Raw genomic sequence first — 22,920 nt, 5'->3', positions numbered from 1 at the left:
CCAAATTATTATTATCTTGCACAATGAATTGGGTTGCTTTACGAAAACATCCCACCTTCGGCGGATGGAAACGATTTTTATGAAAAATACGCCCGTATTGTTAGTTCTATCGATTGCTGTTTTCTTCCCGGGCTGGGTGGCGGGGCAGGAGACGGCGGGCAACCCGGAAGAGTTGCCCATGATTACGGTCGTGGCTGAAAAAAAGCCGGGCCCGTTGCAGGACGTTCCCGCGGGTGTTACGGCGGTGACCGGCAAGACTCTTGATGCTGACGGTGTCACCACAGTGAAAGACGCGTCAATCTTTGCGCCAAACGTGTTCGTGAATGAGTTTGGCGCGCAAAAGCTCAGCAATCCATACTTCCGCGGGATCGGCTCCAGTCCGAACAATCCAGGAATCACGACATTTATCGACGGCGTGCCGCAGTTGAATGCAAACTCATCAAGCATCCATTTTCTGGATATCGATCAGGTCGAGTTTGTACGCGGTTCACAGGGGGAGTTATATGGGCGCGACACCGTCGGAGGCCTGATCAACATCACCAGTCGCCCGCCGGGCCTTACGTCATGGCACATGGACACGGAAGGCAACTACGGAAACTACGATTTTCGCGAGGCACAGTTGTCGGCGAGCGGACCGATTGTTTCCAATGAACTGGGACTCGGCCTGGGCGGAGGCTACACGGCGCGTGACGGATACACCAAAAACGATTTTACGGGGCATGACCTGGACAGTCGCAACGATTTCTTTGGCAAAGGGCAATTGTTGTGGCGGCCTGAGAGTGACTGGGAAATACGGCTCTTGTTTGCCGGAGAACGGGATCACGATGGCGACTACGCGCTTGGCGATCTCGGAATGATCCGAGCCGATCCGCACCATGTCTCGCACGATTTTGAAGGCTATACCCACCGGTACGTTATGTCGCCGACATTGTGGGTTGGGTACAAGGGCGAGACGGTGGATTTTACGATGATCACCGGCCTGGTGCATTGGCAGACAGAAGACCTGACGGATCTGGATTATACATCCGACCCGAGCCTGTACTCAACCCGGCGGAACACGGAAAAGGAGCTGCAGTTCAGCGAGGAATTCCGCTTTGCCTCGTCGAAAGACACCCCGTTGGAACTGGCCGACGATCTGAAACTGAAATGGCAGGCGGGAGTGTTTACATTCACCCAGGACTACAAACAGGATGCCTTCAACGACCTGAGTTCTTCTTTCGCCGGGCTTGGGCCGGGATTCCGTTTGACCCAGCGGCAGAACGCCGATCTGCAGGATGTCGGAACCGGGGTTTATGGCCAGTCAACGCTCACGGCATGGGACAAGCTGGATTTTACATTCGGACTTCGCTGTGATTGGGAACAGAAAGATGCCAATTTTCAAACAACCACCACAGTTCCGTTGCCGCCACCGTTTGGCGGGGTATTTCCCTCATCCGTAGCGGCGAGCAAGGATTACACCGATGTTTCGCCGCACTTTGGCCTGGGGTATCATGTGACAAAGGATCATTTGGTTTATGCGACTGTGACACAAGGCTACAAAGCCGGCGGATTCAACGCATCGGCCCCTGCAGGCAGCGAATCATACGGTGAAGAACACACCTGGGATTATGAACTTGGATGCAAAACTGAATGGTTGAACAAGCGGCTTCTGGCCAATCTTTCGCTGTTTTACATTGACTGGCGAAACATCCAAACCAACCAGCCCAATCCGGCCTCGCCCGGCCAATTCTACATAGCCAACGCCGGTGCTGCAGCCAGCAAAGGCGTCGAGTTGGAGTTGACTGCGCGTCCTGTTGCCGGCCTGGATATTTTTGGCGGATTTGGTTATACCGATGCCAGGTTCCTATCCGGCAGCACTGATAGCGGCGTTAATATTGGCGGCAACAGATTGCAATATGCCCCGGAGTTCACCGCGAATGCGGGCACGCAATATTCACTGGCTTTGTGCAAGGAAATGACCGCCTATGCGCGCGCCGAGGTTATTGCTTGCGGCAGTTACGAGTACAACAACCAAAACAACGCCGGCCAGGAAGCTTACACGCTTGCCAATTTCCGGCTTGGAGTGCGTGGTGTGCGCTGGTTCGCCGAAGGCTGGATCAAGAACGCGTTTGATACCAACTATGTCCCGGTTGCCTTTACTTACAACTCGCCCGCCGGACTCATTGGCGAGAGCGGCGCACCCATGACTTGCGGGGTCAGGGCCGGCGTGAATTTTTGATGGCGTTTTTAGATTCGTCCTCGAACGCCAGGGCGCCTGTGGGACAATGTTTCACGCAATCTTCCGCCACTTGTTGCAGGCCGTCGGCGAGCGGGCCGTTGAGCGGCACGCCGATTTTCAAGTCGAACCCGCGCCCGATGTATGTCATGCCGAGGGGGACACGGGCCTGCGAGGCCAGTTCGATGCAGATGCCGCATGAGATGCACTTGCCGGGTTCGAAGATCACCCCGGCCGGCTGGCGAATAAACTCGAACCTGCGGCGATGTTCGCCCTGATAGGCTTTTGGGTCCACCTGGTACGCTTCCGCAAAGATGCGGAGCCGGCAATTGCCGGCCGAACGGCAGTCGCAATGGCAGCAACGGCCTGCGGCAATCTCGGCTTCCGTGATTAACTCCCGTACACTCAGCACCCCGACCGCGCCCTTTGCCAGCTCCTGATATTCCTCCGTGGGCAGTTTTGGAATCGTCGAGGTGAAATCCTTTTGGCCGACATGATGCTCCCGTCCGTTTAGGAAACTGTCCACACACTCCGCCAGAATCCGTCCATCGCCGACCGAGCGCGCGGGATCATAACCGCTGCGGATTGCACTGCCTGCGGCGAATACGCCGGGGACGCTGGTCTGGTAGGTGGACGAATCAATGCGAATGGTGCGTGCCGTGGCCTCGACACCGAGTCCGGCGGGGTTTGTTTTTTGCATGTTGCCGACGGAAATGATTACCGAGTCAAATTGTTGCCGGAGCTCTTCCAGGCGGATGTCCCGTCCAAGGCGCATGTTCAGGCGTAGTTGGAGGCCAAGCCGTTTGATGACTTCAATTTCGCCGTCGAGTACCGCCCGGGGCAACTCTGTATCCGGAACGCCATAGCGCATATGGCCGCCTGGTTTGTCGTGATCGTCCAAAACGGTACAGGAATGGCCGGATTGCATCAGGAAAAACGCGGCGCTCAAACCGGTCGCTCCGGCGCCGACGATGGCGATGCGTTTGCCTGTCGGTGCCGCGCAGGCGGGTGTAAACGGCTCGGCTGCGGCCAAATCCTGGTTTGAGATTTCGCGTTCGATCAATTGGATCGCCACGGCGCCGTCGTATTTGCCACGGCGGCAGCCGGCCTGGCACGGAGCGCGGCAGATCCGGCCCATCACACCGGGGAACACAACGTTTTGTTTCACCAGCGCGATGGCTTCGCGCATCCTGCCACCCGCGACGAGCCGGATGGTGGCGGGAATCTGGAGCCGGGCTGGACAAACGCGCTGACAGACGGAAACGCAATCGCCGAGATGATCGCTGAACAGGAGTTCCATCGCCGCCTTGCGCGCAGATTTGACTTCGTGCGTTTCACTGGCGACAACCATGCCTGCGGCGACTTTCGTCGAGCACGACGGCGACAGACGCGGGTCATTGCCGATTCGCACAACGCATGCCATGCATGACGGCCGGTTTTCCTTCACGCCGGCGAGGTGGCAGAGGGTTGGAATATTCAGCCCCAACTGGCGCGCGGCATCGAGTACTGTGCTGCCGGCCGGTACAGTGACGGATTGGCTGTCGATGGTCAGGGTGATGGAATTATTCATGTTGGGCCAGCGCTTCGGGCGCTGGTTCCTTGTGCGAGTGTTCGTGGCACTTGATTCCGCCGCTCATGATGGTGATGGCGTTCTCGGGGCAGTCGGCGCGGCAAACGTCGCAGCGAGTGCAGAGATCCGTATTGATCTGGTGACGGCTGTAGGGTGTCATCGGGATGGCATTGACGGGGCAATGCTGGGCGCAAATGGTGCAGCCGGTGCAGTTGTCCTGGACGACGTACTGGATGAGCGGCTTGCATTTCCCGGCCGGACAACGGCCCGCGATGTGTGCCTCGTACTCATTTCGGAAATACCGCAACGTGGTGAGGACCGGATTTGGAGCGCTCCGACCAAGGCCGCAGATGCTGCCCTGGGTGGTGAGAGAGGCCAGTTGCAGGAGCTCATCGAGGTCGGCGCTCCGGCCTTTTCCCTGGCAAAGCTTGTCGAGAATCTCGTACATCCGCATCGTGCCGATGCGGCAGAATGTGCATTGGCCGCACGATTCGTCGCGCAGAAACGTAATAAAATATCGCGCCATATCCACCATGCAGTCGTCCTCGTCGAGCACGATCATTCCACCCGACCCCATGATCGCCCCGGCCGCCGTCAATGCCTCGTAATCGACCGGCGTGTGATCCAACGCAGCCGGGATGCAACCCCCGGACGGGCCGCCGATCTGCACAGCCTTGAATTGCCTGCCGTTTGCCATGCCGCCGCCAATGTCTTCGACGATCTCGCGGATCGTGATGCCCATCGGCACCTCGATGAGTGCTGCCCTGCTAATTTTTCCGGCAAGTGAGAATACCTTTGTGCCCTTGCTTTTTTCCGTGCCATGCGCGGCAAATGCCCTGGCGCCGTTGCGGATGATCCATGGTACCATCGCAAACGTCTCAACGTTGTTGATCAACGTCGGCCTTTGCCACAGTCCGCAATCGGCCGGGTAGGGCGGTTTCATGCGGGGGACGCCGCGCTTGCCTTCGATTGATTCGATCAATGCCGTTTCCTCGCCGCACACGAAAGCCCCGGCACCCTCGAAAAGACGCAGCTTGAAATTAAAATTGCCGCCCATGATGCCGGTTCCAAGAAACCCGCGTTCCTCCATTTTTGCAATTGCCGCGCGCAACCGTGCGACGGAGCGCGGGTACTCGGCCCGAACATAGATGTAACCTTCAGTGGAGCCAATGCAGCAGGCCGCAATCAGCATCCCCTCAATCACGCGGTACGGGAATGATTCCATCAGCATCCCGTCCATGAAAGCTCCGGGATCGCCCTCATCGCCGTTGACAATCACGTACTTCACACCATCCGGCGCCAACGCCGCCCGCGCGCGCGCCCATTTCTCGCCGGTCGGAAATCCCGCACCGCCGCGTCCACGGAGGCCGCTTTGGGTGATCGTGGAGATGATCTCCTCCGGATTGCTGCCGAGTACCCGGCGGAGCGCGGTGAACCCCTGGTGCGCGATGTGCTCATCGAGGTCGAGCGGATCCATCTCGCCCAAGCCTTCCGTCGCAATGCGAACCTGACGTTCGTTAAAAGCTGCGACTGTTTTTTCGCTGACATTGAGCGCGTGACCGCTGGTATTTTTCCGGTCGTTGCCGTCGGTGACGAGTTGTTCCAGCGTCCGATCTGTCCATCGAACGATCCGCCGACGCAGGCTCATTGGCCGGAAATGGCGGCGCACGATCCCCGCCGCTTCGTCTGGATCGACCTTTCCATAGAACGCCGCAGGCCTGCCTGGCAGCCGGACCTCGACGAAGGGCGTCTGGTGGCACATGCCGACGCAGCCGACACGTTTAACCGATGCATCAATGCCAAAATCCTTCACAGTCCGGCGCAATTGATGAAACAATTTGTCGCTGCCCTTTGCCATGCAACAGGAACCAAGGCCGACACGGATTTCAGCACCCTTGCCATTGAGGTGTCCCGGGATGGTGTCCACATCGGCGATCGTTTTGTGACGGGTTGCCTGAAAATCCTCGACCATCGCATTGATGGTGTCGGAGGTCAGGCGGCCGTACGTGGTGTGATCCACCTTGACGACCGGCGCCAGCGTGCAGCAACCGAGACAGGCGACGCGTTCGACGGTGAACTCGTTGTTCGGGCTGGTGTCGTGTCCATCGGAGATTTTGAGTTGCCTGTGGATATGGTCGTCGATGTTTTCCGAGCCTTTGACATGGCAGGCGGTGCCGTGGCAGACCCGCATCGTGTGCCGTCCGGCTTCGCCTAGCCGGAACTGGTGGTAAAACGTCGCGACGCCGATCAAGTCGGCAAGCCGGATGCCGGTGATTTCACTAACATGCTGCAACGCCGGTTCGGGCAGGTGCCGGTATTCGCGCTGGATGCACTGTAGAATCGGAATCGTCGCCTCCGGCCCGCAGCCCGTCCGCGTGAGCAACTCGTCAACAAAGGCGTTGTAGTTTGGGGAGTGCATGGATCATTTGCTCTCGATACAGAACAGGTTTTCCTTGCCTCGCAGGAAGATGCGTTTGCCAAGCGGTACGGGGCTGGCGAAACATTCCTCGCCAAGTTCACCCTTGCCGAGTTCCTTGTATGCGTTACCGGTTTCGATCACCCATGAAGCGCCCTTTTGGTTGACAAGAATCAACGCGTTGCCTGCGATCGTGGGTGATGCATAGAAGGTGCCGTCAAGTTGGTGTGTCCAGACGGATTTGCCGCCCTGCAGGCCGTAGCAGGTTAGCATTCCTGCCCCGCTGATGATGTACAGCCGCTGGCCATCGCTAACGGGGCTGGTTGCATCCGGTACATCTTCCTCGACTTTCCATGAGAGGTCCTTTGCTCCGGGATGCAGTCCGACAATGTTGTTGTTCGGCGCGGTGGCTACGACCATGTTGCCGGACACGATTGGTGATGGCGCGACATCGCTGTCGAGGCATTTGTTCCGCCAGAGTTCCCTTCCGTCAACCGGGTTGTAGGCGATAACGAACGGGTTGGCGCAAGTGATTAACTGTGGTTTGCCGTCGATATTAGCCACAATCGGAGACGACCATGAGCCGGCAACATCACGTTTGGTTTCCCAAAGCGGCTGGCCGGTTTGTGTGTTGAGCGCCAGCATCTTCGACTTGCCGTCCTCGGGCTGGCCGCAGTCGATCTGGATCAGCAACCGGTCCTGACAAATTGCCAGTGACGCGGCATATCCGTATGAATTTTCCAGCGGACCGATGTTGCGCGCCCAGATTTGTTTGCCGGAAAAATCAAAGGCTGCAATCTCACCCGTCGGGAATAAAGCATAAACACGCCGGCCGTCGGTGGCCGGCGTTGGCGCGGCCAAACTCGTTTCGGTGTTAACTTGCGGTTTTGGAGGGCGCGCGCCACCCGGGAGCTTGATCGTGGCTGACCACAGAAGCGCGCCGGAATCGGCGTCGAAGCGGAACACGCTGCTCTGCGTTTCGTCAGCGCCTGTCACGAACACGGCCTTGTCCCAGACCACAGGCGAACTCGACCCGGACAAGGGCACCGCGGTTTTCCAACGGATGTTTGTCCCGCTCTTTCCGTTCCATGTAACGGGCACGGTGGCTTTTGGCGCGATGCCAGATCCGTTCGGGCCGCGGAATGATGGCCACTGCAGCTGCATCTCATCCGCGGACGGAAAAGCCGACACTGTGGCAACGGACGGCGAGGCGGGACTTGCTTCCGGCAGTTTGACCGGCTCCGTCGAGAGGGCGACTGCGGTTACCGAAACCATCACGATGATGCAGGCCACCGCGTACCTGGCGTGCGTCATTGTGCGCTTCTCCTCCGCTGCCTTGCGCGCGCCCCACGCCTGCAGATCCGGCAAGCGACGGCGCGATGTCCGCACAAAATGGGCACTTGCCAGAAACACAACCAGACCTGCGAGCAGTATGCGCGCGGTGTCGTGTGAAAGCTGGAGCCGGTAAAACGTTTCCTTGCGCAGTTTGAGATCGAGTTTGCGGATTTGCGCCTTCAACGCTTCGTCCTTTGGCCTACTGCGCAGTTCGTCATGGAGGCGGACGACCTGTTTTGAGTTGACCAGGGTAGCAACCTTGCCGCGCACCTCGTTAAATGCCAGCAGTCCGCTGAACAAGAGGATAAACAACCCCGCCGCTGTCGTGAGCGGTAGTGCGAGCTTATAAATGGACCGACGTTGTTTTTCGTTCATAAGGGAGGTGCCAGTGGGACACCTTCGGGCACAGACAGCCCGAGCCGTTGCAGTTCTTGTGGACAATCTGTGAAGCAGCGTGCGCAAGCGAGGCACCGGGTTTGATCGGCTTCATAATCGTGGCGTTTTCGGCGGATTGCCAGCATGATCAGTTTGCCTCCGATGACCAGTGCGATCCACAGGCCGCACAACCGGCCCGCCAACACGTACCGGTCTCGCACTGTCCGCGCGTCGGCATACAAATTCTCCACTGGCTCACCGGTCACACGGAACGCCGCCGATGCATCCGTTGTGCCCGACTCCTTGCCGGTTTCCTCAAGATAAACCCGCTCGGCCAGGTTCACGATCCGGTGTTTGCGCGCCAGATTTTTCCCCGTTACTCCGCCAAGCAGCCCGCCTGCGATGAGTAGTACCGGCAGCAGCAGAATCATCGCCGCCAACAGCCGTTTGTCCGTCGTCATCGAGCGCGACGGCGCATCAATGGTGGATTTGTTGATTGCATCGAAGGGACAGGACTGTTCACACAACCTGCATTGCGTGCAGGTGTCCGGCGTGATCCGGACCCGCCACTTCGAAACGCTTGATGCAAATCCGAGCAGTACGCCGTACGGACACAGGAACCGGCAATACGGCCGTCCGACAAACATGCCGAGAACAAGCAATCCAATGCCGCACGCCACCATCAATACGCTGCCGCTTAAGCGGAAAATGGTCACGAACGGATCGTACTGGCAGATGATATACCCGCCGCCTGTGGCCGCAAAAACCAGCGCCAGCCCGAGATAAATGTATGGAATCAGCCGCAACCCGTGTTCCAACCACACCGGCACCCGGACCGGTTTGATCAACATCAAATCCTGCAATGCCCCGTGCGGACAGACCGCCGAACAAAATACGCGCCCGAACAGCAAGGCGAACACCAGCGGAGCCAGCCCGAATGCCAACACCGTTGCAGGCACGCCAAATGATGAATCAGCGAGCCCCTGCGCCATATTTTGGATGCTGCCGATCGAACAAATGCAACCTTTCCTCCAGAATCCGAAGTACAACAACGAAAAAATCCCGAGCGCCACAAGGCCGCGCCGTGAGCGGCGCCGCAACGCCAGCCACGCCGCCAGTGCCAGAGCGGCCAGCAGCACGATGACATCGAGGTGCTCCAGCCATGGGCCGCGCGGCAGCGGAGTGTTAAAGCCCGGCAGCTTATGGCCGGTCTCGCTGAATTCGGGAGGCGGAAAGCGCTGTGCGGCAAGAAACAGGATCATGAGGTTGACTCCCGGCTTTTGAATTTGTACGGCTGCGCAACCGGGACGCGGTGGATGGCATCGGAAGGACAGGCCCGGGCGATCGAGCATTCGTTGCAGTTGAGGCAGCGGTCATGGCGGATTTGGAGGTGGAGAGAACCGTTGCCGAACATCGTGCATCCCTTGACACACTTGGCACAGCCGACACAGAGAGATTCGTTGATTGTGTACTCATAATACGGGTCCTCCACGAACGTGCGGAAGATCGCGCCGGTCGGACAGAGCTGGTTTTCGGCGGCGGTATTGAGCTTGTTCGGTTGAGGCTCGAAGTAGCCGGTGCATAACCGGCAGTAACCGCACATGTTAAAACTGTGGACGCACTTGACCGCGGACTGTTCGAGTACGCACTCGGTCGCGCAGCGGCCGCATTGAATGCATTTCCATGGATCAATCTGCCAGACTGTGCCATCAGCCTTCACCTTGCGGACCAAATCGACGAACACGCCACCCAACCCCAATACAGTTGCGCCGCGGATCATGTTGCGGAAAAAATCGCGGCGGTTCATTGTCTATCCTTCCGCCATGGCAATGAACAATCGGCGTAAACATTGCAGCCGCCGCACCCGCCGAGGGATGTGCAGTTCTCACGGCGGCGAAACAAGACTATCCCAACCAAGCCCGCCGTGCAGAGCAATGCAGTGCGAAGCGCGGTCTCGAGGAATTTACGACGGGTTTGAGGCTGGGTGTTCATGCGGTTTTCAGCGTGAAAATGCGGATGTTTTTTGTCGCGGGATCGAGTGCCAACACGCGTCCGTTGGAATCGCAGGCGACGTCGAATCCGAAACCGACCTGGCAATCGGCGCACGCTTTTTTTGCAAGGTCCAAATCCTTCACGAGGAGTTCTGGCCCGGCGACGACGCCCTCGAAGGTGCCTTTTGCGTCGTAAATCTTGATCCGGTTCAGGCCTTTTTCGCTGGTGACGAATTTGCCGTCGCGCCTGCGTGTGAAATAGACTGGATTGCAGCAACCGCAGAATCCTTCAATTGCCATCGAGGGTGTGCCCCAAGCGAGTTCAAACTTGCCGTCGGTGGTGTAAGCTTCGATCTGGTGGCGACCGGGGTTGTTGACCCAGAGCAGACCGTCGCCACCTAACAATACATGGAAGTATGGGCTTGGAATCACAAATCCGGGATTGCCGTTGCCACGGTGTCCGAACCGGCTGAGCGGTTTGCCGTTCGAGTCGCAACGAATGATCTCGCGATGGCCGGCATCGGCCAGGTAGATGGCGTCTCCGGCGTCGGCAACACCGGTGAGGTAGGTTTTATCGCCGGGTGATTCGCAGCGGGTCATCGGCTTGCCATTGCCGTCAAAAATCTCCAGGTGATCCTTCAGTGCAACGCAGAGCCGCGCGCGAGTGACGCAGAGGGCGAACGGCGTGGCAGCGAGCGCAATAGTCGATTGGAGTTGGCCGGTATGATCGAATTGTTTCACAGCGCTGTCGCCTCCGATGAAAACGGAGTTGTCCGGGCCGATGGCGAGGCATTTCGGGTCTTCTAATCCGGCCGGGATGGATTCGGTTTCCCGGTAGAGCAATAATGCGGGATCGGTGTGTTCGAACTGGCTGACGTCGTACGTGAATCGCGAATCGAGCGGCGGCTTTTCGGTTTTTGAGCCGCTGCCGCGTTTTGTACAACCGGTGAGGCCTGTCAGGCCCAACAGGCTTATGCCGGCGACACCCAGGAAACTGCGGCGGTTGAGTTCTGCATTGTTTTTCATGGCTTGCCTCCCGTGATATCAAGACAAACCATTTGTGTCAGGTCGCGAACCAGCAAACGGCTGCCCGCGAGCGCCATCGGCGCCCAAGAGTCGTGACCGTTGAGCACGCGATTTTTCACTAAGGGACGATATTCCTCAGGGTTTGCCTCGGCTAGTGTCAGCACACCTTCATCATTCATCACAAACAGTTTACGATCGGCGATCAGGAACGGACCGAGACCGAACTTGTCCTTGCTTCCGCTGGTCCAAAGCACCTTGCCCGCCAAGTCAAGGCAGGTCAACTGGCCGTCGGGGCGCACGCCGTAGAGGTGGTTCTGGTAAAGAATCGGTGTCTGCTGTGTTGCGCCGAATGTGGTTGCGGCAAGGCTGAACAATTCCACAGGTGCAATTTTGCCGTCGATCTCCCTGAGTTGCAGCATTTTGGCCCCGGAATTATAACCACCGGAGAAGAAAAGCTTTCCGTCGCCGAGGTAAACGGGCGAGGGGATCGTGGCGATCGAGATGACCCATTTGTCCGTTTCCCATAACACCGCGCCGCCGTTGGCCGCCACGCCTATCACACCGTGGCTGCCGCAATAAACGTATTGGCGCTTGCCGGCAAACTCAATCGGTACAATCGATGAGTGTGTCATTTTCCAATCGTGCGGATTGGCTGTTTTCCATATGACTTTGCCGGTGGCCAATTCAACCGCGATCATCAACGCGTCGCCTCCTGGCGCAAGGATCACGTGGTCGCCATCTACAAGCGGGCACTGCCCGGCGTACCATTCCGGGACCTCGGCGTTGTATTCCTTCACAAGGTCGATGCCCCACACAAATTGTCCGGTTGTGGCATCGACGCAGACAACGTGGCACTTTGGGCCGAGTGAGATGACATATTTGCCTGCCAGTGTCGGTGTTGTCCGGCTCATGCCGTGATTGCGCTTCACCTTCACGGGGTAGGAGAAGCGCCAGATTTCCCTGCCATCGGCCAGAGACAGACAGCGTAACGCATCGGCAAAATTTTTCTGGTCGTAATCCAGTACGTACACCCGCCCGTCACGTATAGCCGCGCCGGCGTAGCCTTCGCCAAGGTCAACCCCCCAGAGCGGCGTCCATTTTTGGCCTATGCTGACGTTGTCGGAGGCGATGCCATCGCCGTTCTGTCCTCGAAACCGGGGCCATGCGCCGGGCAGCGTTGCCGGCAACCCTGCGCCGTCGATGAGCTTGCCGGAGAGAAACGGGGACGATTGATCGGCTTGTCCCGGCGTACTATTGCGGTCCATTCCAGGTTGCCGTTCCTTGATGGATTCGGATAACAGGCGGCTATCTCGGAGAATGAAGACCAACGCAGCACCAAGCGTGGTGCAAAGAATCAGGGCGGTGAGGATCTGCAGCCGCCATGAGTTATTCGGTTGCGGGGTAGTCATAATGGATTGGCAGGCGCCGGGTGTGCCAGATTCTTCAGGCATGAAATATCCCTACCGGGACGGGCGCCTGATTGCGGGTTGAGGTTTGTCAAATGGGGTGCAGAAATTGATTGCTGCGGTATGAGAATGCGGGTAATGAACGAGGCATTGCTGGACGGAATCTGTTTGAAGGCGTCCGTTAAGATGACAGCGGATGCAGCAATGGAACTATTAGAAATATAAGGCATATGATCCCGCATCCACTCATTAGATTAATTAATATAAAGCAAGTTTACAAGACTAAAAACCTCATTACCTCAAAACCATGAAAACACGCTCCCTCCTTTACGCAGTTATCGGCTTTCTGTGCTCTCTGCAGCCTGCTGTGATTCAGGCCGCAGACTGGCCCGGATACCGGGGTTCAGTCACCGATGGCGTTTCAACGGAGAATTTGAACCTGAATTGGTCCGCCAGCCCTCCCAAGGTGCTGTGGAAAGTCCCGACAAAATCCGGTTTCGGCTCATTTTCAGTTTGCGGCGGCAAGGTCTTTACTGAAGTGGAGAGATCCATCAACGGCGCTTCCCACGAGGTTTGCGTGGCTCTCGACCCGGCCACAGGCAAGGAATTGTGGTTTGCGGATCTGGGGGTGGGCAATGGCAATTCGACACCTGCCGAGAGCGATGGAGTTGTTTGCGTGTTGACCAAGGATCTGGTGCTGCATGCCCTTGATGCAGCGACGGGCAATTCCCTTTGGACGCATGATCTTATCAAGGAATATGCGGCACACAATATCGGCTGGGAAAGCGCGGCTTCGCCAGTGATCGATGGCGATCTGGTTTTCGTCATGGGCGGCGGTGATGGCCAGTCCCTGCTGGCCTTCAACAAAAAAAGCGGGGAACTTGGCTGGAAAACCGGCACCGAGGCGATCACCCACGCGACGCCAGTCCTGGCCACCATTTTGGGCGAACGACAGGTGATTTTTTTCTGCCAAAGCGGGCTCGTATCGCTCTCGACAAAGGACGGCAAGTTGCTTTGGAAGTTTCCCTACAAGTTTAAAACATCCACTGCGGCTTCCCCTGTGGTCAGCGGGGACATTGTCTATTGCTCGGCCGGTTACGATGTGGGGGGCGGCGCTTGTAAAATCGCCCGGCAAGGATCCGGCTTCACCGCGACGCAGTTGTGGCAGACTCCCGGCAATCTCGAAGTGGCCAACCATTGGAGTACACCGGTTTGCAGAGACGGTTACCTCTATGGAATGTTCAGTTTTAAACAGGAAAAAGTTGGCCCGCTCAAGTGCGTGGAAATTGCCACGGGCAAGGTCATGTGGGTTCAGTCCGGCTTCGGCCAGGGCAATGCCATCGTTGCCGGCGGCAAGGTTCTCGCGCTGTCGGACAAAGGCGACCTCGTTGTTGTTGAACCCGCGCCCGATGCTTACAAGGAATTGGGCCGCTTCACGGTGGTCAAGGGCGATTGCAGGTCCACTCCGGCTGTGAGCAACGGCTGTATTTACGTACGCAGTTCCGAAGAGGGCGCCTGCATCGATGTTTCGGCGCCTTAAAAAACCCCTTTGATGTCATTCGCAATCGGACATTGCCTGTTTGTCATGGGGCAATGTCGGCACGGAGCAGGGAATCATTTTTTATCACCGCAAGAAAACTGGAAAGCCGGTTTGGAGAAGGCCATCAGGGCAACTTTGCCGGCACTATGGCTGTATGGCCATTTTGCGGGTCACTGTGCCGATACCGGCGGAATTACCTGTTAGGACAACACCCCATATCGGAGGCCCGATGTTGCCGTAATCTAGGTAAAAGGGGAAAGTTCAGCCCCAACCTTAAAATTAAATCAGAAGAGCATCATAATTATGAGCACTACCATCACCGCCCAAGACTTGACCAAGCAAGCTCCCCACAGTCCGCGCAATCGAATCGCCGGATTCGTCATAGCAAGCCGTACCATTGACAAATGCCGCGCTGAGTTGGCGGGAAAACTTGGTGAATATCATTACGATTGCCCGCTGGACAATGTGCTCTTCACCTTCAAGGGCATCACCGGCAAGCAATTCAAGGCTGCCATTCAATGCTCCAAAAACTACGAAGATGTCGGCGCCTGGCTGCTTGCCAACGGAACGCCGAAAACGCCGTCGGAAGTCAAAACATGGTCGGATGAAATCGAAGCGGAAAGCCTCATGGAAAATCCGGAAAAGCGCGATTTCTTCATTAAAAACTGCGCGAGGCTTGGACTGAATCCTGAAAGGAGCACCACGTTCGACTGGCTCGAGGCCGACGACTGCGAGAGTTTCAAGCCTCAAATTCGAGCAAAGAAAAACGGTGCGAAGTGATTAACGCCACAGCCCGGATACGGGCGGTCTCTTTGCATTCTGGCAGACCAACAGGAAAGTTTTTTCAATAATTTTTCAGATCCTTCCAAACTGGGCTATAATAGTAAGGGATGATTTTCCTTCTTTACGGGAAGGCCATCCAGTGGGAAGTGAATAAATTGGGGGGAGTCCTGCCAGGAAGAAGAAATAAAGAAGAAAAGATTGCGACTAAAGACATTTTTGGAACGCAACATGCTTAAATAAAATCAATACTCAAGCCGCTCATTAGGGGAGTGAAAATAGGGAAAAAATCATGCCTGCCATCTTGCCGATCCATAATCGTTCGACTCGCCGTATATTCTATCCGGAAGACATCCCAACGCAAAAGATGCCTCTTCAGGACCTTGCTCAGTCGGCAGCCAGGTTGTGCGAGGATCTTCCCGGATTGCAGCCGTCTGAGGTTCCACAAAAAGCGGGGGTTGATTACAAACTTATCCTGCAATCCGTCAAGCAGGCGCCCCATTGCCCGGTTGAAATTCCCATCCCCAGCGGACATTGGCTTTACATTGGAACAAGGCCGGCATCTGAATTGCTGGATGGACTTTGTCTGCTGATCAACCATCCCTCGGTCTCAAGATTGCATTGCGCCCTTACGGTGCATGAATCAAAGCTTCTGGCCTTTGACATGGGATCGACCAATGGCACTTTCATCATGACCAGGGAAAAGAAGCAGCCCTTGGACAAGAGCCCCACATCTGTTCAAAAAGGGGAATACATTCTCATTGGCAGGTTGTTTTTCCGTGTAGGCTGATTTGACTGAAATGAGCTCCACACCTTTGAGGGACTGCAAGTTCCTGATTCTGAACTCATACTTGCCAGTTAGCGGATTGCCGGAAACCTAATCTCCAATGAGGATATTTTCCCGGTCGAGCAGGGTGCCGGTGATCTGATAGAGGCGTACGAGGACTTTGTTCACGTCGGCGCGGGCGGCCATTTCACGTGTGCGGGCGTCGGTCAGGTCCCTTTTGAATTTCAAAAGCTCCAAATCGGTTGTCAGGCCCTTTTCCAGCCGGATTTCCTCGTCGTCCAGGGCTTTTTCCGCGTTGCGGTGGAAAAGGCGCATGGCGTCGAGGCGTTGCAGGTTGCTATGAACAACGGCGGCAAATTGTTGCACGCCCAGGGTCGTATTATTCTCAACCTGTTCGAGCATTAAGAGCGCCTCTTCCTTGCGCTTGCGGGCTTCATCGCGCGTCCCGATCGCGGTGTCGTTGCCCAACGGTATGGAAAAGACGAAGCCGGCGCTCCACTGCGGTCCCTGACCGCTAAAGGCAAGATCGTAGGATCTGGTTATGCCCGCAGCCAGGCCGTTGTAGCCCGCTGTGCCCTTGAAATCGAGCTGCGGCCACAGCTGGTTTTCCGCATAGATCAGTTTGACGTTCTCACGCTCCACCTTGTATTTCGCTGCGATGTATTCCGGGCGATGGCTCAAGGCTTCATTGATCAACGTGGGCACGTCGAGGACGGGCAGCCCAACCGGCATCTCGCTGGTGGGTTCGAGCAGGACAGGCTGCGAAGCTGGATCGACGTTTGCCATCAGCGCCAACAACTGGGTCTGGCGCTCCAGCAGTTTGTTTTCCGACTGTGTCATTTCTTCGATGGTCTGGGCCAGCACGGTTTCGGCGCGGTTCAGATCCCTTGCGGTGGCCTGGCCTTTTTCAAGGAGGCGCCGCTTTTCCTCAGTCAAGCGTCGCGCGAGTTGGCATTCCTCCTGTTTGAGCCGGAAATCTTCCGACAGATAGGTGATGTCGTAATATGCCTGCAGCACTGAAGCCACGGTTTCAAGCACCTGCGACCGGAATTCGAGGTCGGAAATTTGTTTGTTGGCCCGCGCCACGCGCACCTGGGCGAGGTTGACGTCCGTTCCAAAACCCTTCCATATCGGCTGGGTCAGGTTGACTCCGGAAAAACTCTGCCACTCCGGTGCAAAAAGAGCCAGCGGACTGGTGGTGTTCAGGGTATTTTTATAAACATCCAAAGTGGAAAACAATTCGTACTTGGTGCCGATCGGCAACTGCCCTTCCAGCGAAGCTTTGGCGTGGTAATTGTTTTCCTCGTAAATGCGAGGGTCGCGTGAAAGCCCCAGCAGCGTGCCGCCCGTGGAGATGAAATCCTGGGTGTTCTGCGGACGGTCGATGTCCTCGTAACTACCCTCGACTTTAAACGTCGGGTTGAACTGGCCGTCCGCCTGTCGGATCAAATCCCCGCCGATCGATTTGTCGATGGCCTTGATTTTGACATCCAAATTCTTTTGCAGGGCTTCTGCTATTGCCTCGGCAATGGCCACCCGGCGCACCGGCATGGGACTGGGTTCGGGAAGAGTGTAATAATGTTCCTCGGGAGCCGATGCTTTTGATTCAGAGGCCGGAGCCACAGGCTGGGAGTTGGTCGCGGTTTCAGTGCTCTGAATTTCCGTGGCGACGGGGGAAAGAGTCGGCGGTACACCCTGTTGGACCTGCTCGACCGAGGATTTGTCCGTGGTCGTTGGCACATGTTTGATCCCTTGGGTGGCGGAGGGCTGCGGCTTGTGATAGGTCTGGGCGAGTAGCAGGGACGACATGAACAGCAGGGTCAGCACCGTGCCTCCGGCAACAACAAAGATCCATTTCCGGCCACTGCCGGGACGCTGCATTTGTACACTGTCGCTTTCGGGGTCCATGAGTAGTATCCTAAATAACCGGACACGAAGTTCAGCTTATACTCAGAATTTGTCAACTGTACTGAGTAGGGGGCAAAACCTTTTTACCGGCTCATTTTCCGGGCGCAATTCCGCCATGGGCAAGGTTTTCTTCGAGCCAGTTGTCCTCTTTCAAAAGCCGTTTGCGGGCGCGGGTGGCCATGCGTTCGGCCGAATTCTGGGCCAGCGAGTAAACTCCCTCAAGCAAGGCAGAGGACTGGCCCTCGGGCTGGATTCGGTGTCCGAGCATGCGTCGCAGCGGAGCGGGCAGATGCTTTTTCAACAAATCATCCTCAAGGCATAAGATAAATCGGGCGCTGCCGGGATCTCCCTGCCGCCCTGCGCGGCCGGACAATTGCCGGTCGATCCGCCCGCTTTCGTGCCGTTCCGTGGCAATGACATGCAGCCCGCCCGCCTCGGCAACTCCGGGGCCGAGTTTGATGTCGGTGCCGCGCCCCGCCATGTTGGTGGCAATGGTCACACAGCCCGCCAGACCGGCTTGGGCGATAATTTCAGCTTCCTCTCCGTGTCTCACCGCGTTGAGTAAACGAAATGGAATGCCTTCCTGCCCAAGACGCCTGCCTAGCTCCTCGCTGGCTTCTACAGACCGCGTACCAGCCAGCACCGGCCTGCCGCTTTCATGCACGCGGCGGATTTCCGACACGACCTCCCGCCATTTCTGCTCCGCATCACCGAAGATTTTTGTGGGATGCTGGATGCGTCGCACCGGACGATTCGTTGGAAGGGCAAGCACCGGTAGATGATAAATTTGCCACAGCTCTCCCTTTGATTCTTTTGCGGTTCCGGATAGCCCTGACAATTCCGGAAAGCAGCGGAAAAATCGTTGAAAACTCATCGATGCGGCGGTTTCGTTGGGCGGGGAAATTTCCAATCCTTCCTTGGCTTCGACCGCCTGGTGCAAGCCCTGCTGCCAGGTGCGATGCGCCATGATTCTTCCCGTGAATTCGTCAATCAGGCCCACCTTGCCCTCCTGGATCACATAATGGATGCCGGAGTGGTAATGTTCGCGGGCGATGAGAGCGGTCTTCAACACTTCCTCCAAGCGGTCGCGGTTCCGCCAGCCCGGCGGGAGTTTTTCCGCGGCTGCGTCCAGCGCGCGCAAAGTGGCTTCCGGGAGAATGATGTCGCGAAACTGAAAATCCACCTCGTAATCCACACCGGGACGCAGCGCTGCGATCCAATCCCTGGCCATTACCGTTGCCTCGATCAACTGTTTGTCGCGGGACGGACGGCTGATGATCAATGGTGTGACAGCTTCATCGATGAGCACGCTGTCGGCCTCGTCGATGATGGCGCAATGCAGGCCCCGCATCACCACGCCCTGCGCGCGTTCGGGCAGTCCGGCCACGATCCGGAGATGTCTGCGGGTGGGATCATACGGCGGGCCCATGATCAGGCGGTCCCTCAAAAAATCCGCCAACATCTCCTTCGGCGTGGTGTACACAATCTCGGCATCGTAGGCGTGTTGGCGTTCCTCTGGGGCCATTTCTCCCGTCACTGCGGCGGCCCTGAGGCCGAACAGCCGGTAATATCCGGCCAGATCGGCGCTGTCGCGCGCGGCAAGGTAATCGTTGGCGGTTACAACATGACAGGGAAGGCGTGTCAATCCGCGCAAGGCCGCCGCCAGCGCCACGACCAGGGTTTTGCCCTCGCCCGTGGCCATTTCAGCCAGACACCCCTGGAAAAGCGCCAGTGCGCCCGCAACCTGGACCGGATGCGGCCTCAAGCCGAGTACTTGAAACGCCGCAGCCGAGGTACAGGCCAGGCCTTCGATCAAGGCTTCCTCGGGTACTTCATCCCTGACAAACTGCGGCCTGAGATTCTCCGCCATGTCAGCCAGTTCCGAAGCTGGCGCCGATTCCAATCCACTGCTGCGTTCCAGCACGCGGGACGCCCGGGCCATCAATCCTTCCAGCACCGTCTTTCTGCGCTTGAAAATACCGTGGAACGAAAATGCCCAGGAATCCGGTCCCTGATAGTTCCTGCGTTGTTCGCGGACATTCAGACGCCGGTAATTGCGGTAAAGGCGTGGGTTGCTCATGGTTATAGCTGATTTTTTAGCCAGGATTACGCGCTTTAATTCTGAACCGCTTCGAGAGCAGGAATTGCCTTGCTATAGCGATCACGCAAATCCTCAAGCTGTAGGCGAATCAACTCTTTATCCTGCCTTTTCTCCCACCAGTGAAAACCGTAATACACAGCGGGAATTACAGCCACTGCAACGACAAGTCCGATCCCTGTACAGATTAAAGTGCCACCAAGCATTCCATATCCTCCAGCAGCTACAGAACCTCCTCCTAAACATGCGAAACTGGCATTACTTGCCGCCGCCCCACCCAATGAAGCAATTGCAGTTCCTGTCGATGCTGTCCCATATGTCCCCACCCAAAAGAGAGTTGTATCTACAGCTCCAAACGAGGCAACTGTTCCAATGCTACCAGCCACCATGTTTTTATGGGCTTCCTGCAAATTAGAGTACCCTAAGAAATACCCCCCGTAGGAAAAAATAGTAGTAGCTACAATTCCTGAGGCCATCGAGGGCAACAACCCCCGGAGACTTGGAGCCGCCCCACTCAATCGTCCCCAACCTAGGGAATTGACGTATGGTGACTTAAAAAGATTTGACTCCAGTAAGGAATCGTTTACATAAACGCCCGCCCAGCTCGAAGCTCCTCCTAAAGTCATATTCGACATGACAGTATAGGCATCGATCCTCCCCGTTGAATTATATTGGCCTAGTGCATCCAACGGAGCCAAGATCAGCCCCGTGATTGCAGCTACCTTGCTTTCACGTAGAAGGCTGTACATCCTTGGCGTCATGTTTTGATCAAGCAAGAGTGAGAGGTTTCCTTGGTTTTTAGCAATATTATTGGCAAGATGAGTTGCTTGCCATTTTGGAATGCCAGCAGCGGTCAGTTCTGATGCCAGCCCCTCGCGGAAGAGCGCTGGATTTATAACCGGAATAGGCTTGGGAAGGCTTTGGATTTCCGCAAGGGGTCCACTGCCTCCGATTTTGCTCGCAGTCAAATTGAATGAATCTCCATTGAATTCAACAGAAAAGAGCAGGCGTCGATAGGCACCGGTTTCGGCCATACGTTCATAAAAATCAGCCAGGCGTCGCAGCATTACAACGGGTGACTTGCGAATAGGACTAGATTCGAAAATGCGCCAACCATCGGTATCCCGTGCTAAGTGAATAGATTTTGAGTCAGACAAGGGTAAGTCGATTTCAAGTTTCTTCATCGGCGCGGCAGCCAATTCATGAGGTTGCCTATCAGATTCGAGGTTATTCGCAGCTTGGCGGTAATAAGCGGCAAGTGTTCGCAAGCGGGATGCACACCAAGGCCTGGACATTTGTTGACCAGTCAACGTAATGCCCAGCTTAGAGGTTCCATATTTGGTCTCTCCGATGAGCAGTGAGCGAGGTTGCATATTTGAGTCAAATTTTACAAAAAGATGATCGATCCCTTGGGGAGCCAAACGAGGCGTGAGGCTTTGCCATTTGCCTTGCGTTAGTAAAATTTTTCCAACAACTCCCTGAGCGACGGTTTCGCCTAATGTTCCCTTAAGCAAAGTTGGCCGCACAATTGATTTGGCGACCGCCAACTCAGCGCCTTGGCTGGATAAAACTGTAGTGCTCGACCCTACTGCTAATGCATTCAGGCTTGATGGCGACGCGACATTCCATGCCTGACAATGTGCACAAGCCAGTAAAACAGCTGTTCCGAAGTAAAAGAAACGCATCAGAATTGCTCCAGCTTGATTTTTGGTGAGTAAGCTAATTTTTTGCGCATTTCATGTTTAACCCCAATTGGGTCTTTTGTAACCTTCTCTTTGATTTGATTGTTTACCTCGTTACTAAGCAGTTGCTCGACGACTGCTTGATAAAGGTTCATCGCGTCAGGATTTAGCAGACCCGGGTCAATCACTTTCAGATCATCAAACACTTTCCCCAGATCATCGTTGGAGTTGATTTTATAATAAAAGGCGTTATCAAGTAACTTTATTGACCAGAGATTATACAACCGCAATCGCTCCGACTTGAGCCAAGAGTCATCGCCGAGGACTCGCTTTATTTCATCTTGGCCTTGACGCTGGATTTCTGGATTTTGGATTTGCCCAAGGTGTTGACTGGCATCATTCACAATATCTTCCAACTCCACAATATTTTTTGAAATTGCGCCTTTTTCCTTATTAGCAAGTGCGGGATGGGCAGTTGACTGCAACGGCCTCATTTTCCAAGCATCGAGAATATATTTTAGTTCTTTAAAATTCTTTTCGGATTGCGCTTTTGTAAAAACTACTAAAAGATTTTTGTAATCGTTAGCTGCGCTATCCCTCTCCTGAACTACATTGGCGCTCAAATCAGAAGAGTTAAGAGCGTACAGTTGTCCCAGTAAAACCTCGGCAGTTCGCAATAGAGGAACAACATCTTCCCTGCCTGTTGCGACCATCGGTTCCACGTTCTTGAGCAGATTTTGCAAGCCTTCCACCGACTCATATGCAGTTACAATAGTGCGCGTTTTCTCTAAGGCACCATCCAAATCCGATATAATTTCCGTCTTGCCGTTGGAAGAGGCTTCTTCCGTTAATTGCTCAAGCAATTTCAACCTAGACCGAGATCCCTTGAAGCTGGTGAGTTGGCTATTTGGATCATCGAGAATCGCCTTCAGTTCCGCGGCTAAATCCAGTGGTTTTACAGTTGCATTCGCAATTTCCGCGTTGTTCTTGAGCCATTGCTCCGCACCTTGGCTCATGGCCAAAACCTCATTGATGGCGTCCGGATGGACTTGGTAAAGACATAGATCAAGTATGGATTTCCACTTTTCCCACTCCTCCTGAGTTGCATTTTTCTTGGTTCTAAGCACCTCCTCATAGTACTTGAGGTTTTGAACATCAGATGGATTGTGGTTAATGGCACTCAGGAAATACACCAGCGCCAAATCGGTATCGCCATTATTCTGGGCTTGATGACCGAGTTCGGCAGATCTCTTTGCTAAAAATGGATTTGCTTTGATGCCCGACCCGTCGGAGCGGATGCTTTCGATCTTGCCGCTAATACTACGTACATCTTCACCGATATCTACCTTTGAACGCCCCACACAGTTTTCAATAGCAGACAACCGTTCTTGCTGAGAGTGTAGTTCTGCCGCTATTTTTTTCGCAGATTGATGATTGAAGTAGAAAATTATGCTGATACCTAAAACTACCACTGCTAAACTGATCTGCTGAAATTGAATATTACTCATACACGATAATCTTTCCAAACAAAGGGTCGTTTGCCCTGACCCCGGAAGTGGGACAGATCAAAAATATAGTTTGATCCCTTGGTTGATGTTGTTGTTCATGCTGCCAGACACAGCGTAGGCTATAGGCCGCAGCGGAGTCTGGCAGCTCTGCCGCAAACTCCTGAGGGGTTTGATACCCCAGCGAGCTGTGCGGACGTTATTGCTTATATACGATTCTCCACTGCTCGGCCAGCACTTTGACTTCCAACAGAGAACCAAAAATTTCCCGGTTCAGCAGTTCATC

15 protein-coding genes are annotated in these 22,920 nt (G+C 55.5%); 4 read left to right on the top strand and 11 right to left on the bottom strand.

What is annotated here, in order from left to right; genetic code table 11:
• The first annotated feature begins 79 nt into the window (after positions 1 to 79).
• Positions 80 to 2,218, top strand: a complete 2,139-nt coding sequence (locus PHD76_05565; GenBank protein MDD5261301.1) for a TonB-dependent receptor — start codon at positions 80 to 82, stop codon at positions 2,216 to 2,218.
• Here PHD76_05565 and PHD76_05560 read toward each other — a convergent pair.
• From PHD76_05560 to PHD76_05530, 7 genes are all read right to left on the bottom strand, one after another.
• A complete protein-coding gene (locus PHD76_05560) occupies positions 2,196 to 3,785 on the bottom strand; it encodes a 2Fe-2S iron-sulfur cluster-binding protein (GenBank protein MDD5261300.1) in 1,590 nt (529 codons plus the stop codon). The genes PHD76_05565 and PHD76_05560 overlap by 23 nt on opposite strands.
• Positions 3,778 to 6,204 carry an NAD(P)H-dependent oxidoreductase subunit E gene (locus tag PHD76_05555; GenBank protein MDD5261299.1) on the bottom strand — a complete coding sequence of 809 codons (2,427 nt, stop codon included), beginning with the start codon at positions 6,202 to 6,204 and terminating at the stop codon, positions 3,778 to 3,780. The genes PHD76_05560 and PHD76_05555 overlap by 8 nt, the downstream gene beginning before the upstream one ends.
• A 3-nt stretch (positions 6,205 to 6,207) precedes the next feature.
• Positions 6,208 to 7,911: a PQQ-binding-like beta-propeller repeat protein gene (locus PHD76_05550; GenBank protein ID MDD5261298.1), complete on the bottom strand. Its 1,704-nt coding sequence runs from the start codon at positions 7,909 to 7,911 to the stop codon at positions 6,208 to 6,210.
• The gene (locus tag PHD76_05545; GenBank protein ID MDD5261297.1) at positions 7,908 to 9,173 is read right to left on the bottom strand and encodes a 4Fe-4S binding protein; all 1,266 of its coding nucleotides are present in this window, start codon (positions 9,171 to 9,173) and stop codon (positions 7,908 to 7,910) included. Before PHD76_05545 ends, PHD76_05550 begins: the two co-directional genes overlap by 4 nt.
• Positions 9,170 to 9,718 carry a hypothetical protein gene (locus PHD76_05540; protein ID MDD5261296.1) on the bottom strand — a complete coding sequence of 183 codons (549 nt, stop codon included), beginning with the start codon at positions 9,716 to 9,718 and terminating at the stop codon, positions 9,170 to 9,172. Before PHD76_05540 ends, PHD76_05545 begins: the two co-directional genes overlap by 4 nt.
• A 181-nt stretch (positions 9,719 to 9,899) precedes the next feature.
• Entirely contained in the window at positions 9,900 to 10,928 is a 1,029-nt protein-coding gene (locus PHD76_05535) for a hypothetical protein (GenBank protein ID MDD5261295.1), read from the bottom strand.
• Positions 10,925 to 12,379 (bottom strand): PQQ-like beta-propeller repeat protein, encoded by a 1,455-nt coding sequence (locus PHD76_05530; GenBank protein ID MDD5261294.1) that lies wholly within the window; start codon positions 12,377 to 12,379, stop codon positions 10,925 to 10,927. The genes PHD76_05535 and PHD76_05530 overlap by 4 nt, the downstream gene beginning before the upstream one ends.
• A 262-nt stretch (positions 12,380 to 12,641) precedes the next feature.
• Between PHD76_05530 and PHD76_05525 the strand changes: the two genes are divergently transcribed.
• The 3 genes from PHD76_05525 to PHD76_05515 all read left to right on the top strand — a co-directional run bounded on the left by PHD76_05525 (position 12,642) and on the right by PHD76_05515 (position 15,444).
• The gene (locus PHD76_05525; GenBank protein ID MDD5261293.1) at positions 12,642 to 13,874 is read left to right on the top strand and encodes a PQQ-binding-like beta-propeller repeat protein; all 1,233 of its coding nucleotides are present in this window, start codon (positions 12,642 to 12,644) and stop codon (positions 13,872 to 13,874) included.
• Between the two features lie 303 nt (positions 13,875 to 14,177).
• Positions 14,178 to 14,654, top strand: a complete 477-nt coding sequence (locus PHD76_05520) for a DUF5069 domain-containing protein (protein MDD5261292.1) — start codon at positions 14,178 to 14,180, stop codon at positions 14,652 to 14,654.
• Positions 14,655 to 14,946: 292 nt separating this feature from the next.
• On the top strand, positions 14,947 to 15,444 hold the full coding sequence (locus PHD76_05515) for an FHA domain-containing protein (GenBank protein MDD5261291.1): 498 nt from the start codon (positions 14,947 to 14,949) through the stop codon (positions 15,442 to 15,444).
• 87 nt (positions 15,445 to 15,531) lie between these two features.
• Here PHD76_05515 and PHD76_05510 read toward each other — a convergent pair whose 3' ends face one another.
• The 4 genes from PHD76_05510 to PHD76_05495 all read right to left on the bottom strand — a co-directional run bounded on the left by PHD76_05510 (position 15,532) and on the right by PHD76_05495 (position 22,637).
• Positions 15,532 to 17,349 carry a TolC family protein gene (locus PHD76_05510; GenBank protein ID MDD5261290.1) on the bottom strand — a complete coding sequence of 606 codons (1,818 nt, stop codon included), beginning with the start codon at positions 17,347 to 17,349 and terminating at the stop codon, positions 15,532 to 15,534.
• 91 nt (positions 17,350 to 17,440) lie between these two features.
• The gene (locus tag PHD76_05505) at positions 17,441 to 19,429 is read right to left on the bottom strand and encodes a hypothetical protein (protein ID MDD5261289.1); all 1,989 of its coding nucleotides are present in this window, start codon (positions 19,427 to 19,429) and stop codon (positions 17,441 to 17,443) included.
• A 35-nt stretch (positions 19,430 to 19,464) separates the two neighbouring features.
• Positions 19,465 to 21,132, bottom strand: coding sequence for a hypothetical protein (locus PHD76_05500; protein ID MDD5261288.1), 1,668 nt, complete (start codon positions 21,130 to 21,132; stop codon positions 19,465 to 19,467).
• Entirely contained in the window at positions 21,132 to 22,637 is a 1,506-nt protein-coding gene (locus PHD76_05495) for a hypothetical protein (protein ID MDD5261287.1), read from the bottom strand. The genes PHD76_05500 and PHD76_05495 overlap by 1 nt, the downstream gene beginning before the upstream one ends.
• Between the last annotated feature and the right edge of the window lie 283 nt (positions 22,638 to 22,920).

It is taken from the genome of Candidatus Methylacidiphilales bacterium, from assembly GCA_028713655.1.
Lineage (GTDB): Bacteria > Verrucomicrobiota > Verrucomicrobiia > Methylacidiphilales > JAAUTS01 > JAQTNW01.
The sequence above is the reverse complement of the archived record's forward strand: the minus strand, read 5'-3'. Positions and strand labels throughout refer to the sequence as shown.

Bases quoted from the DNA above. Each gene is read 5' to 3' on its own strand.
- PHD76_05565 (MDD5261301.1), top strand. From the start codon at position 80: ATGAAAAATACGCCCGTATTGTTAGTTCTATCGATTGCTGTTTTCTTC.
- PHD76_05560 (MDD5261300.1), bottom strand. From the start codon at position 3,785: ATGAATAATTCCATCACCCTGACCATCGACAGCCAATCCGTCACTGTA.
- PHD76_05555 (MDD5261299.1), bottom strand. From the start codon at position 6,204: ATGCACTCCCCAAACTACAACGCCTTTGTTGACGAGTTGCTCACGCGG.
- PHD76_05550 (MDD5261298.1), bottom strand. From the start codon at position 7,911: ATGAACGAAAAACAACGTCGGTCCATTTATAAGCTCGCACTACCGCTC.
- PHD76_05545 (MDD5261297.1), bottom strand. From the start codon at position 9,173: ATGATCCTGTTTCTTGCCGCACAGCGCTTTCCGCCTCCCGAATTCAGC.
- PHD76_05540 (MDD5261296.1), bottom strand. From the start codon at position 9,718: ATGAACCGCCGCGATTTTTTCCGCAACATGATCCGCGGCGCAACTGTA.
- PHD76_05535 (MDD5261295.1), bottom strand. From the start codon at position 10,928: ATGAAAAACAATGCAGAACTCAACCGCCGCAGTTTCCTGGGTGTCGCC.
- PHD76_05530 (MDD5261294.1), bottom strand. From the start codon at position 12,379: ATGCCTGAAGAATCTGGCACACCCGGCGCCTGCCAATCCATTATGACT.
- PHD76_05525 (MDD5261293.1), top strand. From the start codon at position 12,642: ATGAAAACACGCTCCCTCCTTTACGCAGTTATCGGCTTTCTGTGCTCT.
- PHD76_05520 (MDD5261292.1), top strand. From the start codon at position 14,178: ATGAGCACTACCATCACCGCCCAAGACTTGACCAAGCAAGCTCCCCAC.
- PHD76_05515 (MDD5261291.1), top strand. From the start codon at position 14,947: ATGCCTGCCATCTTGCCGATCCATAATCGTTCGACTCGCCGTATATTC.
- PHD76_05510 (MDD5261290.1), bottom strand. From the start codon at position 17,349: ATGGACCCCGAAAGCGACAGTGTACAAATGCAGCGTCCCGGCAGTGGC.
- PHD76_05505 (MDD5261289.1), bottom strand. From the start codon at position 19,429: ATGAGCAACCCACGCCTTTACCGCAATTACCGGCGTCTGAATGTCCGC.
- PHD76_05500 (MDD5261288.1), bottom strand. From the start codon at position 21,132: ATGCGTTTCTTTTACTTCGGAACAGCTGTTTTACTGGCTTGTGCACAT.
- PHD76_05495 (MDD5261287.1), bottom strand. From the start codon at position 22,637: ATGAGTAATATTCAATTTCAGCAGATCAGTTTAGCAGTGGTAGTTTTA.